The following is a 12,985-nucleotide window of genomic DNA, read 5'->3' as shown; positions in this document are numbered from 1 at the left end:
AGAACAGGAGAGAGAAAGATTAGGGCTTTCTCAGCAGCGCATCAAGCATATCAACCTGTTCCGCCCAATCCGCGTCTTCCTTTATGGCTTCATCAATAAACGCCCGTTGTGCCGCGTTCCAAAATGGGGCATCGACCAGTGTTTGCCCTTCAACCAAACAGTGGCTGGATAGGAAGTGCTCAATTGAGGCCTTATCGGTTGCTAAGCCCAGCTGCTCAAACAGGTGCTGTAAGTCGTGTTGAAAGGTTTCCATTGTCCCTCCCGGCTGCTCGATACGCGTCTATACTCACTATAGTAGCAGCCTCCGCCCCATGTTGTGATGAAGCGGTGCCTGTGAGCATAGGACAATGCATAGAAAAGGTCCCTGCTCCGTGTGAGATATCTCTTACAAGAGCGTGGGATAAAAGCAGAATCTTGCTACGAAAATTGACCCCCTTGTTTTTATTTTTTCTTCTATTACATGTGCTTACTGTTTATTCTTTGGTTTAAGATAAAAAATGAGAGATTGAGCAGGTGAGAATGGCTTGTACCAAACGCTCAGTCGCGTAATCTTATCGGTGTCGGAAGGGAACTGACACAGGGAACAGGAATCACCAAGGACTTGGTACCTCAGGATGAGGCAGTACTTCAGGAAGAAGCGCTGGCATGGATTGCAAAAAGGACAACGGATGGAGCCGTTCTCTACAAGCAGGAAGCTTGTACGTCAGGAAGACTTAGGACAACCCAGGATGGGGGCTTAAGGACTACTTCAGGACGAAGTCATGGACACCTCCAGGATGGAGAGCTTATCGAAAACGGGAATTTCGGTTTGTCAGGATGACGAAAGGACACCTCCAAGACGGAGAGACATGGAACGACGCTGAAGGATTTGGCGACTGATCAAGGAATGATGCAGGGAGCACCTTTTAGTAGCAGGATGGCTGCAAGTAAAACTCTAGGGCGCGGCGCAAGCTGCGCCCTTTCCTTTTTTCTGGCCGGTTAAACCGACACCGGTGACTCCCTGTCACGCACCGTTAGCACTAACCTTGCGTGTGCACCATACTTCTAATCTAGTACAGCTTTTCACGTCGCGCGAATAATTATCCCCGCCTTTTTAGTATCAACATGGTTGGCGTTGTCGGGTGACATCTAACCGTCGGTTTGGCCTGCTCTTGGCATCGCATGAACCGGTGTGTCTATAGCCTTTAATCTTAACCCTCGAAGCTGAGCGTGACCGATATAATGATCATCCCCGGTGGCAGAAAACTCGAACCAGTATTGAGTGAGCCATTGCCACCCTTGCTCAGTTCTCCGTATGGTGTGACGGCCTCGTGCGATAGACAATAATTGCAACTCCATCCGCTGGCAGTATTGGCGAATGTACTGGTGCGCTTGCTCGGATTGTCGCCGCTGTTGCCAGAACAGTAAAGCGACAACAACAACCAAGAGAATGGTCAATAGATCAGTGATCATGGTGGGTTTGCTTCACCGCTTGCTGCATGCGTGCCATTGCTTGAGTCAGAGCGGGTGATGTATGGCCATGTAAACGACCCAATAGCGCGCCACGAAGGGGAGGTAACATCACCAGATCCGCATAAACCTGTTGAAATAACGTCGCATCGTGCTGATCGGCGAGAGCAATCAAAAAGCGATCCAGAGCAGCATCATCGGTCAAGTGATGCCAGCAGCGACCGGCTATCGCGACAAAAATCTCGCGATGGTGTAATTCAGCGCGATCAAGTACCGCATCAATCAGTTGATGCCGAGTGGCTGATGGGGCGCCCGCATGTGCGCGGATTAATGCGCTGACCAAAAAAATATCAACCTCTTGCGTCTGACACATTTGCTGAAACATATCGCGCAAGCTTGCCGCGAGTTTGTCATTGATTTGGCAGTGCTCCAAGCACCCGAGAAGGGCGTACAGTGGCGTGGTCGGTAGATGATTGAGCGCTTTGCGGACGCGAGTGGCATTGTTTTGCTCGGCCATGCGTACACAGGTATCAGCGAGCCCTTGTAGGCCCACCCCTTGCCAATTATCCCAGCCAAGCTCGCCATTTAAATAATGCTGTGCATGATCATAATACTGGCTAGCTGGCCGGCCCAGTTGATAGGTCAATGTGGCATGAAACATCGCCATTTTGTCGTCGGTGGGCGTAAACGTATAAGGGTTATTGGCCAGTTTCTCACGCTGCTCTTTATTCGGTGTCGCGGTTAAGCGCTCTCCCATGGCCGCACTGACATACTGTAAAAAGTCTCCCATCGCGGTGTGATTGAGGAGGCCGCGTTCATCGAGAGGCATTTTTAAGAACCATACCCAAGGAGCGCCGCCTGGCGGCCAAAAGGCGATAGCCATATGCGCGTGTTGACGCAAGGGGTAAGGGTAAGGTTGTTGATTGGCCTCAACCGCACGAAAGGCCGTTTCATCCAGTTGACAAACACGACGGCCTAGGTCGTAAATACTGAATTGACAACCGGCGTGGTCGAATAGGGCGCTGAGGGCGTGAACCGTTTCCATGATGTCCGCTCTTAGTTATCGCTTGATGCGCGCGAGTATATCAGTTTTTCCTGGCTAGATGCTTGTCTTGTTGATGTTGTCTTTGTCGGGATCATGCTATGCTTCGCGGTTTCTAATTTGAGTAATGATGGGATTGTCAATGACACTTTACCAACAGTGTGAGCAACTTCTGGATGAGCTTGAGCAAGTGTTAGATGCGTGTGACCTACTCCAGTCCGAGCCACCATCACCTAAACGACTGGCCAGCCGCGAGCCTTTTGCGGTGGATACGCTTGATTGCCATGAGTGGTTACAGTGGATATTTATACCCAAAATGCGTGCCTTGGTGGTTGCTCGCCAGCCGTTGCCAAGAAATTTTGAAATCGCCCCCTATGTGGAAGAAGCGATGAAAGAGCAGCAAGGGGCGACGGCGGTGGTCAAAGTAACTTATCGTATTGATGCGCTTTTAACCCAATGATGAGTGAACAACCATTATCCATTTTATACCGCGATGAGTCATTGGTTGTGGTGAAAAAGCCTGCAGGGATGCTGGTCCATCGTTCGTGGCTGGATAAAGGGGAAACGCGTTTTGTTATGCAGACACTAAGGGATCAGATTGGTCAGCATGTTTACCCTTTACACCGACTCGATAAACCGACGTCTGGTGTGTTGGTGTTTGCGCTGTCGAGCGAGGTGGCGTCCTTGATGATGCCTCAGTTTGCGCAAGGGCAGATTAAAAAAGCCTACTATGCGGTGGTCAGAGGCTGGATCACAGAGGCCAGTCGACTCGATTACCCACTGGTGGAAGAACAAGACAAAATAGCAGATAAAAAGGCGAGCCAGCCGCCCACGGCCAAACCGGCCGTGACGGATTATCAACCGCTGGCGTCGGTGGAGCTGCCTATCGCAACAGGACGGTATGCGACCAGCCGTTATAGCCTCGTGGCGATGCAGCCGCAAACGGGAAGAAAACACCAATTGCGTCGCCACATGCATCACCTCAGTCATCCGATTATTGGCGATACTACGCATGGCGACGGAAGGCACAATCGTGTTTTCCGCGAGCATTTTCACTGCCATCAGCTTTTACTTCATGCCAATGAGATGCAGTTTATCCATCCCGTTAGCGCTGAGACGGTCAAGGTACAGGCGCCGCTCGATACCACGTGGCAGCGTGTCCTGTCGGCATTGGAGTGGGATGTGCCTTGCACAACCTCCTTGGCGTAAACAGCCCGCTGCAGGCCGCACCTTGCAGGCCGCACCTTGCAGGCCGCACCAATATACGTGTTAGAGCTTATCTAGCTCGGCTTCGATTTCGGCAATCTTACTGGCGACCACTTTTTCCAGATGACGGAGATCGGTGAGTACTTTTTGCTTCACGTCTTGTTCGGTGTGCTCGTGCTGAACGATACGATCCAGTTCATCGATCACCAGAGACAAGCTGCGGTTGATCTCAGTGACCTCTCGAGAGCGTCCGGTGCCACTGTCGACAACCACATTCTTCCGCTGGCGTGGATACTTAAATTTCATGCTTCGCGCAAAAAGGTCGCCCTTTTGCTTGCTGAAGTACACTTTGAGCGTGTCATAACTGGCTTCTTGACGCAGAGAATAACGCTCAATCTTTTCCGGATGTTCAATACCGATATTTTTCAACTGCTGATACATAGCCACCTCATGGTTGAATGTTTTCTCGATTAAGCGACGAACTCACCGTCGCTTAGCATAGTTGATGGGGGTTGCTTGTTACTTGGCGCGAGCGAGCGCTTTCTCCAGTGCCGCTTTTAACTGTTCCTGATGCTCGGAAGTTAATGCTTGGTTCTGTGCGTCGGTGACGATAAAAAAGTCTTCGGCGCGCTCGCCAATGGTGGTGATTTTAGCGGCATGGACACTGACATTTTGGCGTGCAAAGACGGCCCCGACCCGAGCCAGTAGTCCAGGTGTGTCGAGTGCTACTAGCTCCATCAATGTGCGACGACCGTTTTTCGTGGGTAAGAAAAGTACCTGGGTTTTAACCGAAAAATGCTGAAGTTTTTGCGGTGCTCGCCGTTTGGGGATAGTCATTGTCCCGGTTTCTCCCAGCGCCTTGCTGACCCCTTTGATAATGCTCGGGTGACGGTCAAGAGGAATGGCATCGTCATTTTGGTCTAGCACCATAAAGGTATCGAGGGCGTGACCATCTTTACTGGTCATCACTTGTGCATCATGGACGCTCAGGTTTTTCTTATCGAGAGCCGCTACCACGCGCGCAAACAAACTGGGCCGGTCTTGGCAGTAAACAAAAATCTCGGTCCCGCCACGGGTTGCTTTTTTACTTACCAGCACCAGTGGGGCGTCGCCGGTGTGATGAAGGAGATGCTCACTGTGCCAAGCAATTTGTTTATGGGTATGGCGCAGAAAGTAGTCCGCCTTGAAACGCTGCCATAACACTTCTATATCCCTCGGGCTATGGCCTTGCTTACGTAACATGGCAGCCGCTAAATGTTTGTTATGACGAATGCGTTCACGCACATCTGGCGGGTTTTCTAAGCCTCGGCGGAGCGCTTTTTGTGTAGAGTAATACAGCTCTGCGATCAGTGTGCGCTTCCAACTGTTCCATAAGTCTGGGTTGGTGGCATTAATGTCTGCGACGGTGAGACAAAGGAGGAGATCCAGTCGTTCTTCGTCGCGCACTTCTTTGGCAAAATCGGTGATAACATCAGGATCGTATATATCGCGGCGCTGTGCGGTGACGGACATCAATAAGTGATTACGGACGAGCCAGCTAACAATATTCGCTTCTGGTTTTGACAAGCCATGCTCTAAACAAAAATCATGCGATTCAATGGCGCCAATTTCGCTATGATCCCCCCCACGTCCCTTGCCAATGTCATGGAAAATGGCTGCAATCAACAAAAGCTCGCGGCGTGCTAAACGGGGGAAGACATCACAACAGATCGGATGGCGGTCTCGGTTGGCCTCGTCATCAAATAAGCGCATATGTTTGAGCAGTCGGATCGTGTGCTCATCAACCGTGTAGACATGGAACAAGTCAAACTGCATCTGCCCAACAATTTGACTCCACTGTGGTAAGTAGGCTGACATCACCCCGTGGCGATGCATTAAGCCAAAGGCCTTGTGCAGCGCATTGGGGTGACGAACCAAGGCCATGAATTTTTCGCGCGCGTCTTCTTGCTGACACAAAAAGTGATTGAGTCGACGTCTTGCTGTACGCAACTGCCGCAGGGTAGGCGCTGCAATCGCTTCAATCGACGTGTCATTGGCAATATGCAGCATCATGTCGAGAATGGTTTCCGGTCGCGCTTGAAATAGCGCGGGTTTGCGCGCTTCGATGGTGCGTCCGCAGCGCTGAAAATCATCACTTAAGACGTCGATTTCTCCAGCGCGACCATTATCGATGATCACTTGATCAAAGATTTGTAGCAGCATTTTGTTGAGCTCACCGACCCGCCCAAGCGTGCGGAAGAAGTCTTTCATCATGGTTTCGACCGCACGATTCCCTTCACCGCGGTAACCGAGTAGTTCCGCGACCGATGTTTGATGCGCGAAGGTGAGGCGATTCTCGTAACGGCGCAGCTCAAGGTGAAGCGCAAAGCGAATTCGCCACAATACATTTTGACACTCATTGAGCTCGCGATATTCCGCGTCGGTTAAAAAGCCAAAATCACTCATCTCTCGTAAGCTGGTGGCACCAAAGTGACGGCGCGCAATCCACGATAAGGTGTGAATATCGCGCAGGCTGCCAGGACTGAGTTTCAAATCAGGCTCAAGCTTGTAGGCGGTGTCATGATAGCGGCGGTGGCGGGCTTTTTGTTCTTCAACTTTGGCTTGATAAAACCGTTCGCTGGGCCAAAAGCTGTCATCATGCACGCGCGTTTCAAGCGCATCAAAAAGCTGCGCGTCACCACATAATAAGCGAGATTCTTGTAAGTTGGTGGCGACAGTCAAATCGTCCAGCCCAACCCGAATGCACTCGTCGACGGTGCGTACACTGTGGCCGACTTCGAGCTTTAAATCCCATAAAAGAGTAAGCAGATCGCTTAAACTTTGTTGCTGGCGAGCATCTAATGGGGCCTGGCAGAGCAGGAGTAAATCGATATCCGACAGAGGGTGCAGTTCGCGCCGACCATATCCCCCCACCGCGACTAAGGCAAGTGAGGTGTGTGCGAACCCAAAGTGATGCCACAAGCGTGCCAGTAAGGCATCCATATAATCGGTGCGCTGGTACACCAATTCCGCCACAGGAACATTGGCCAAAAAGTCCTGTTTTTGCTGTTCAAGCAATTGCTGAAATTGGGCTTTGAGGGTGATGGGGTCGAGCTGATCATCCTCAAGGTGTTGTGGCGTAATCACTGTGTCTGTCATGGCGATCCTTTGCGCAAAAAAAAGCCGGAGCGAAGCCGGCTTTTAAGGGTTGGATTAGTGGTTGATGTAACGCGGGAGGTTTTCTTCCTCTCTCAACGTTAATACCTCGACGCCCGTCTCGGTGACCAGCAGGGTGTGCTCCCACTGGGCCGATTTCTTACCGTCGATGGTGTATACCGTCCAGCCGTCGTCTTCATCAAGCACGGTACCGTATTTACCTGCATTAATCATAGGCTCAATGGTGAAGCACATGCCAGGTTTGAGTACAGTGCGATCATTATTTTTGTAGTGCACCACTTGAGGGTCTTCATGGAAGCTCGCACCAATGCCATGCCCACAGTACTCTTTCACGATAGAGTAGCGTGTATTGCTATTTTTAATGAATTTTTGAATGGCGGTCCCGAGCTCACCCACGGTAGCCCCCGGCTTTACCTTTTTGATCGCGTGATAGAGACTTTCTTGTGTCACACGACAAAGACGTTTGTCTTCCAAAGAGGCCTCTCCGACTAAAAACATCTTTGAGGTATCGCCATGGTAGCCATCTTTAATCACGGTCACATCGATGTTGACAATATCGCCATCCTGCAACACATCATTATCATTCGGAATGCCGTGACAAACCACGTGGTTAATCGAGGTGCACATTGACTTTGGAAAACCGTGGTAGTCCAAGGTAGCCGGCGTGGTGCCTTGCACTTCAGTCATGTATTGGTGGGCAATGTCATCCAGCTCACGCGTGGTGATACCGGGTTTTACATGGTCGCCAAGCATGACGAGCACGTCGGACGCCAAGCGGCCAGCGACGCGCATTTTTTCAATTTCTTCTTCTGTTTTAATCGGGATTGTCATTTTGCTTTCTCACTTTAATTTGGGTCGCTCAATGATGACGATAAGAACGAGAGCCGGATCTTTTCACGCTCGGTATCATCGAGCACAGCCGCCCAGACCTGCTACGCTTGCCGCAGTGACTGAGGTGATCAGCCGTATGATGTGGCGCTATGGTACCAAGCCATCTGCATTCTGGAAACCAAAAGGGGCAGGATCCCGATGAGATGCAGTGGCAACCACGCTTGACCGAATGCGCAATATTGCTGGATTTTGCTGGTGTTTTTGTGGTATAAAGCGCGCCGAAAACCGTCATTGTGATCAATCTAGCCGAGCTGGGTTTCAGTTTGATGGTCTTCACTCAATACTTTTTATTTTAAATCACACACATATCGACACATTAACCGGGGTGCCCTCAAGCGGGTCGGTGAATGGGATATGTGGAGGCCTAACCCCAAGAGGAAATTATAATGGCTACTGTTTCAATGCGCGACATGCTCAAGGCGGGCGTACACTTCGGTCACCAAACTCGTTACTGGAACCCAAAAATGAAGCCTTTCATCTTTGGTTCACGTAACAAGGTGCACATCATCAACCTTGAGAAAACTGTACCAATGTTTAACGATGCTTTGGCTGAACTGTCAAAAATCGGTGAGCGTAAAGGTAAAGTCCTGTTCGTTGGTACTAAGCGCGCAGCAAGCGAAGCGGTAAAAGCGGCAGCAGAAAACTGCGAGCAGTTTTATGTAAGCAACCGTTGGTTGGGCGGCATGCTCACTAACTGGAAAACCGTTCGTACATCTATCAAGCGTCTGAAAGACCTGGAAACTCAGTCTACTGACGGTACGTTTGAGAAGCTGACCAAGAAAGAAGCACTGATGTACACCCGTGAGATGGAAAAGCTCGACAAATCACTGGGTGGTATCAAGAACATGAACGGCCTGCCTGATGCAATGTTCGTTATCGATGCGGATCACGAGCACATTGCCATCAAAGAAGCGAACAACCTGGGTATCCCAGTATTTGCAGTGGTAGATACTAACTCTAACCCAGACGGCGTTGACCACGTCATTCCAGGTAACGATGACGCAATCCGCGCTATCCAGCTTTACCTGAATGCCGCGTCTGACGCTTACAAAGAAGGCCGTAGCCAAGACATCGTTGCGCAAGCAGAAGACGAGCTGGTTGAAGTCGCTGAATAAGACGACAGCTCCTTGTGAGCGTTCTTAGCCATCAGCGTGTCATCTTTCATGCTGTAAGCTAAGTATGGTTAGCAGGGGCCGATTTCGGGCCCCTGTTTTTTACCCAAATAGTTTCGAATCGAGGATTGAACAATGGCAACTGTTACCGCTGCCCTGGTTAAAGAACTTCGCGAGCGCACTGGCGCTGGCATGATGGAATGTAAAAAAGCACTGGTTGAAGCGAACGCAGATATCGAAGTGGCAATCGAGAACATGCGTAAGAGCGGTGCGGCAAAAGCAGCGAAAAAAGCTGGCCGTGTTGCTGCTGAAGGTGTGATCCTAGTGAAAGAAAACGAAGGCAAAGCAGCGATCGTTGAGATCAACTGTGAAACTGACTTCGTTGCAAAAGACGCAAACTTCGCGGAATTTGCTGATCAAGTTGCTGAAACTGCACTGGCTGAAGGCCTTGAAATCGACGCGCTGAAAGAAAAATTTGAACAGCAGCGTGCTGATCTCGTCGCGAAAATTGGTGAAAACATGGATATCCGTCGTGTTTCATTCATCGAAGGCGAGAAAGTGGGTTCTTACCGTCACGGCGGTCGCATCGGTGTTATCGTTGCGGCAAAAGCGGACGAAGAAACCATCAAGCACGTGGCTATGCACATTGCAGCGTCTAAGCCTGACTATGTTAACCCTGAAGATGTACCTGCCGACGTGGTAGAGAAAGAGAAGCAAATTCAGGTTGATATCGCAATGGAATCAGGCAAGCCTGCTGACATCGCAGAGAAAATGGTTGCTGGCCGCATGAAGAAATTCACCGGTGAAATTTCTCTGACGGGTCAAGCATTCGTCATGGACCCATCACAAACTGTGGGCCAAATGCTGAAAGAGAAAGGTGCCGAAGTGACCGACTTCATCCGCTTTGAAGTGGGCGAAGGCATCGAGAAAGAAGAAGTAGACTTTGCTGCAGAAGTTGCTGCGGCACAACAAAGCTAATTTTTCTGACTCAGACCGCGGTGCTCGCCGCGGTCTTCCATAACCTTCTTCCCTAACTAGTGCCTAATAGAAAGGTAGTGAAATGACTACAAATCCTAAGCCAGCTTATCAACGAATTTTACTTAAACTTAGCGGTGAAGCCCTGCAGGGCGATGATGGATTCGGGATTGATCCCGCCGTGCTAGATCGCATGGCACAAGAAATCAAAGAACTGGTCGAGCTGGGTGTTCAAGTGGGTTTGGTTATCGGCGGCGGTAATCTATTCCGTGGTGCTGGTCTTGCTGAGGCGGGAATGAACCGTGTTGTGGGCGATCACATGGGTATGTTAGCCACCGTGATGAACGGATTGGCAATGCGTGACGCACTTCATCGTGCCTATGTGAACGCGCGAGTGATGTCAGCCATTCCCTTGAATGGTGTGTGTGATAGCTACAATTGGGCAGAAGCGATTAGCCAGCTTCGCAATGGTCGCGTGGTGATATTCTCCGCCGGGACAGGTAACCCTTTCTTCACCACGGATTCGGCGGCGTGCTTACGCGGTATCGAAATTGAATCTGATATCGTGATTAAGGCAACCAAGGTTGATGGTGTTTACAGTGATGACCCAACCAAAAACCCGGATGCAACGCTTTATGACTCGCTGACATATCAAGATGTTTTAGAAAAAGAGTTGAAAGTGATGGATTTGGCCGCATTTACGTTAGCACGCGATCATAAGTTGCCACTTCGTGTCTTTAATATGAACAAGCCAGGTGCATTGCGCCGTGTCGTGATGGGCGAGGCAGAAGGCACTTTGATCACTAACAGCTAAGCCGGTATTGGTGGCATAATCTTACAAACTAATTCAATCGCAAGGATACTCCCGTGATTAATGACATAAAAGACGACGCGAAAGCGCGTATGGATAAAAGTGTAGAGGCGCTAAAACACACGCTAGGTAAATTGCGCACAGGCCGTGCTCACCCCAGTTTACTGGAGGGGATCACTGTCGAGTATTATGGGGCTCCAACGCCACTTAATCAGCTCGCCTCTATCGTGGCTGAAGATGCGCGTACGTTGGCGATCAGCGTATACGACAAGCAAGTGACTCAAGCGGTTGAAAAAGCAATCATGACCTCAGACTTGGGTCTCAACCCAGCCTCTGCCGGCACAGTGATCCGTGTCCCTTTGCCGCCGCTGACCGAAGAGCGTCGTAAAGACATGGTGAAAGTAGTGCGTGCCGAAGGCGAGCAAGGCCGTGTGGCCATTCGTAACATTCGCCGTGACGCTAACAATGAGCTTAAAGCGCTGCTTAAAGACAAAGAAATCTCTGAAGATGATGAACGTCGTGCGCAAGATGATATTCAAAAGTTGACTGACGAAGCGGTCAAGAATGTTGATGCACTTCTTGATGCAAAAGAAAAAGAGTTGATGGAAGTCTAAATCTCATTAGACTTTACCGCCGATGCTAAAGCGCTGTGCGTGCAGTACAGCGCTTTTTATTTGCCAAGGAGAAACATGAGTTCCCAGTCTCTTGATGCGCAGCTCGAATCTGCCGCTTTACCGCAGCACATTGCCGTAATCATGGACGGTAATGGACGCTGGGCCAAGGCACGAGGCAAAGCCCGTGTGTTTGGACATAAAGCGGGTGTGAAAGCGGTGCGTAAAACGGTGAAAGCAGCGTCTGAAATCGGGGTAAAAGCCCTCACCTTGTTTGCATTTAGCAGCGAGAACTGGCGTCGCCCTGAAGACGAAGTGAGTGTATTGATGGAGCTGTTTATCAATGTGCTTTCTCGTGAAGTTAAACGACTCGACAGTCATGGGGTGCAACTACGCATCATCGGTGATACCTCTCGCTTTAGCCCGTCACTGCAAGCCAAAATAGCCGAAGCCGAAGCCCTAACGGCTGACAATGACCGTTTAGTGCTCAATATTGCTGCCAATTATGGTGGGCAGTGGGACATCACTCAGGCCACACGCCGTGTGGCTGAAGAAGTCGCGGCAGGACAGTTGCAGCCCAATGATATTGGCGAACAAGATATTGCGCGCCATCTCATGTTGGCCGACTTGCCGGATGTGGACTTGATGATCCGCACCAGCGGGGAGTGTCGCATTAGTAACTTTATTTTATGGCAAGCCGCTTATGCCGAGCTGTGTTTCACCGAGCAATATTGGCCGGACTTCAACGAACAGAGTTTGTATGATGCTGTGGCTTGGTACGTCAACCGGGAGCGACGGTTTGGTTGCACGGGCGAGCAAATCAAAGCCATGATAACAACGGACAAGTAACCACGAGGAATCAGTTTGCTCAAACAACGAGTTTTAACCGCGGCTTTATTAGTCCCGTTAGTGGTCGCGGGCGTCTTCTACTTACCCTTTCCTGCCTTTGTGGCAGCGATAGCGGTCGTCACGCTTATTGGGCTATGGGAGTGGACGCAATTTGTTTCAGCGTCTTCACGCCTGCTGACTTTTATCATTCCCGCTGCTGCGTTGGCATTGTCTCTGTTTGCTCTCCCTTTTGATGCCATGGCATTGGGGCACGTACGTTTTCCGCCTTTTGCGGTTGCTGCTGCGGGGGCGGCGTGGTGGCTGTTTGCCACCGTTTTAGTGCTCGCGTTCCCGCGCTCGGGTAACTATTGGACTCACAGCAAGCTACTCCGTCTTGTCTTTGGCCTGCTTACTATGCTGCCGTTTATGTGGAGTGTGTTGTTATTGCGGGCGGCGGACTATCAGTTTTCGACCTATTACGGTGCGAAGCTAGTCTTACTGGTCTTTGTATTGGTGTGGTGCGCCGATAGTGGCGCTTACTTTGCCGGAAAGAAATTTGGCAAACACAAAATGGCGCCGGCGGTAAGCCCTAATAAAACCCTCGAAGGGTTGCTGGGTGGACTTTCCGCAGCGGTCGGTGTGACCTGGCTTGGCGCCCATGTCCTCGAGCTTCATTTTGCCAACCTCGGTATCTTGTTGGCGATTGCAATGGTGACGGCCCTTGCGTCGGTATTGGGGGATCTCGCGGAAAGCATGTTTAAGCGTGTGGCAGGGATTAAAGACAGCGGGAACCTGCTGCCCGGTCACGGCGGCATTCTCGATCGTATTGATAGTCTGACGGCGGCATTCCCTGTTTTTACCGTGTTGTACTTCGCGTTTGCGAATTAAGTGAAACGAGTCGTTG

14 protein-coding genes are annotated in these 12,985 nt (G+C 50.6%); 8 read left to right on the top strand and 6 right to left on the bottom strand.

The window, feature by feature from the left end; all coding sequences use genetic code 11:
- Positions 1-19: 19 nt before the first annotated feature.
- The 3 genes from EHW56_RS07625 to EHW56_RS07615 form a co-directional block, all read right to left on the bottom strand.
- Positions 20-253, bottom strand: coding sequence for a DUF2789 domain-containing protein (locus EHW56_RS07625; protein ID WP_046074168.1), 234 nt, complete (start codon positions 251-253; stop codon positions 20-22).
- A gap of 875 nt (positions 254-1,128) precedes the next feature.
- The gene (locus EHW56_RS07620; RefSeq protein ID WP_152797185.1) at positions 1,129-1,452 is read right to left on the bottom strand and encodes a DUF3301 domain-containing protein; all 324 of its coding nucleotides are present in this window, start codon (positions 1,450-1,452) and stop codon (positions 1,129-1,131) included.
- On the bottom strand, positions 1,442-2,494 hold the full coding sequence (locus tag EHW56_RS07615; protein WP_046074170.1) for a DUF3549 family protein: 1,053 nt from the start codon (positions 2,492-2,494) through the stop codon (positions 1,442-1,444). The genes EHW56_RS07620 and EHW56_RS07615 overlap by 11 nt, the downstream gene beginning before the upstream one ends.
- 139 nt (positions 2,495-2,633) lie before the next feature.
- Here EHW56_RS07615 and EHW56_RS07610 point away from each other — a divergent pair, with 139 nt between their 5' ends.
- Together EHW56_RS07610 and truC are read left to right on the top strand one after the other, a co-directional pair.
- Positions 2,634-2,951, top strand: a complete 318-nt coding sequence (locus tag EHW56_RS07610) for a YqcC family protein (RefSeq protein WP_046074171.1) — start codon at positions 2,634-2,636, stop codon at positions 2,949-2,951.
- Positions 2,948-3,700: a tRNA pseudouridine(65) synthase TruC gene (truC, locus tag EHW56_RS07605; protein ID WP_227486503.1), complete on the top strand. Its 753-nt coding sequence runs from the start codon at positions 2,948-2,950 to the stop codon at positions 3,698-3,700. Before EHW56_RS07610 ends, truC begins: the two co-directional genes overlap by 4 nt.
- Positions 3,701-3,760: 60 nt before the next feature.
- Here the strand turns inward: truC and EHW56_RS07600 are convergent, their stop codons facing one another.
- The 3 genes from EHW56_RS07600 to map form a co-directional block, all read right to left on the bottom strand.
- A complete protein-coding gene (locus EHW56_RS07600; RefSeq protein WP_046074172.1) occupies positions 3,761-4,138 on the bottom strand; it encodes a DUF3461 family protein in 378 nt (125 codons plus the stop codon).
- 78 nt (positions 4,139-4,216) lie between these two features.
- A complete protein-coding gene (gene glnD, locus EHW56_RS07595) occupies positions 4,217-6,835 on the bottom strand; it encodes a bifunctional uridylyltransferase/uridylyl-removing protein GlnD (protein WP_152800403.1) in 2,619 nt (872 codons plus the stop codon).
- Positions 6,836-6,889: 54 nt separating this feature from the next.
- A complete protein-coding gene (map, locus tag EHW56_RS07590) occupies positions 6,890-7,684 on the bottom strand; it encodes a type I methionyl aminopeptidase (protein ID WP_152797181.1) in 795 nt (264 codons plus the stop codon).
- Between the two features lie 446 nt (positions 7,685-8,130).
- On the opposite strand from map, the gene rpsB reads away from it, so the two are divergent.
- The 6 genes from rpsB (at position 8,131) to EHW56_RS07560 (ending at position 12,969) form a co-directional block, all read left to right on the top strand.
- On the top strand, positions 8,131-8,859 hold the full coding sequence (gene rpsB / locus EHW56_RS07585) for a 30S ribosomal protein S2 (RefSeq protein WP_046074175.1): 729 nt from the start codon (positions 8,131-8,133) through the stop codon (positions 8,857-8,859).
- Positions 8,860-8,991: 132 nt separating this feature from the next.
- The gene (tsf, locus tag EHW56_RS07580) at positions 8,992-9,834 is read left to right on the top strand and encodes a translation elongation factor Ts (RefSeq protein WP_046074176.1); all 843 of its coding nucleotides are present in this window, start codon (positions 8,992-8,994) and stop codon (positions 9,832-9,834) included.
- 82 nt (positions 9,835-9,916) lie between these two features.
- A complete protein-coding gene (gene pyrH, locus EHW56_RS07575) occupies positions 9,917-10,645 on the top strand; it encodes a UMP kinase (protein WP_046074177.1) in 729 nt (242 codons plus the stop codon).
- A gap of 53 nt (positions 10,646-10,698) precedes the next feature.
- Entirely contained in the window at positions 10,699-11,256 is a 558-nt protein-coding gene (frr, locus tag EHW56_RS07570; protein WP_046074178.1) for a ribosome recycling factor, read from the top strand.
- Positions 11,257-11,331: 75 nt separating this feature from the next.
- Positions 11,332-12,102 (top strand): isoprenyl transferase, encoded by a 771-nt coding sequence (locus EHW56_RS07565; RefSeq protein WP_046074179.1) that lies wholly within the window; start codon positions 11,332-11,334, stop codon positions 12,100-12,102.
- A gap of 15 nt (positions 12,103-12,117) precedes the next feature.
- Complete coding sequence (locus EHW56_RS07560; protein ID WP_046074180.1) at positions 12,118-12,969, top strand: phosphatidate cytidylyltransferase; 852 nt, start codon at positions 12,118-12,120, stop codon at positions 12,967-12,969.
- The last annotated feature ends 16 nt before the right edge of the window (positions 12,970-12,985 follow it).

Origin of the sequence: Salinivibrio sp. VGrn1, assembly GCF_009377995.1 — a bacterium.
GTDB lineage: Bacteria > Pseudomonadota > Gammaproteobacteria > Enterobacterales > Vibrionaceae > Salinivibrio > Salinivibrio siamensis.
The sequence above is the reverse complement of the archived record's forward strand: the minus strand, read 5'-3'. Positions and strand labels throughout refer to the sequence as shown.

What these genes read in the sequence shown, in the direction of transcription:
- EHW56_RS07625 (WP_046074168.1), bottom strand. Translation starts at nt 253, where the DNA reads ATGGAAACCTTTCAACACGACTTACAGCACCTGTTTGAGCAGCTGGGC.
- EHW56_RS07620 (WP_152797185.1), bottom strand. Translation starts at nt 1,452, where the DNA reads ATGATCACTGATCTATTGACCATTCTCTTGGTTGTTGTTGTCGCTTTA.
- EHW56_RS07615 (WP_046074170.1), bottom strand. Translation starts at nt 2,494, where the DNA reads ATGGAAACGGTTCACGCCCTCAGCGCCCTATTCGACCACGCCGGTTGT.
- EHW56_RS07610 (WP_046074171.1), top strand. Translation starts at nt 2,634, where the DNA reads ATGACACTTTACCAACAGTGTGAGCAACTTCTGGATGAGCTTGAGCAA.
- truC (WP_227486503.1), top strand. Translation starts at nt 2,948, where the DNA reads ATGATGAGTGAACAACCATTATCCATTTTATACCGCGATGAGTCATTG.
- EHW56_RS07600 (WP_046074172.1), bottom strand. Translation starts at nt 4,138, where the DNA reads ATGTATCAGCAGTTGAAAAATATCGGTATTGAACATCCGGAAAAGATT.
- glnD (WP_152800403.1), bottom strand. Translation starts at nt 6,835, where the DNA reads ATGACAGACACAGTGATTACGCCACAACACCTTGAGGATGATCAGCTC.
- map (WP_152797181.1), bottom strand. Translation starts at nt 7,684, where the DNA reads ATGACAATCCCGATTAAAACAGAAGAAGAAATTGAAAAAATGCGCGTC.
- rpsB (WP_046074175.1), top strand. Translation starts at nt 8,131, where the DNA reads ATGGCTACTGTTTCAATGCGCGACATGCTCAAGGCGGGCGTACACTTC.
- tsf (WP_046074176.1), top strand. Translation starts at nt 8,992, where the DNA reads ATGGCAACTGTTACCGCTGCCCTGGTTAAAGAACTTCGCGAGCGCACT.
- pyrH (WP_046074177.1), top strand. Translation starts at nt 9,917, where the DNA reads ATGACTACAAATCCTAAGCCAGCTTATCAACGAATTTTACTTAAACTT.
- EHW56_RS07565 (WP_046074179.1), top strand. Translation starts at nt 11,332, where the DNA reads ATGAGTTCCCAGTCTCTTGATGCGCAGCTCGAATCTGCCGCTTTACCG.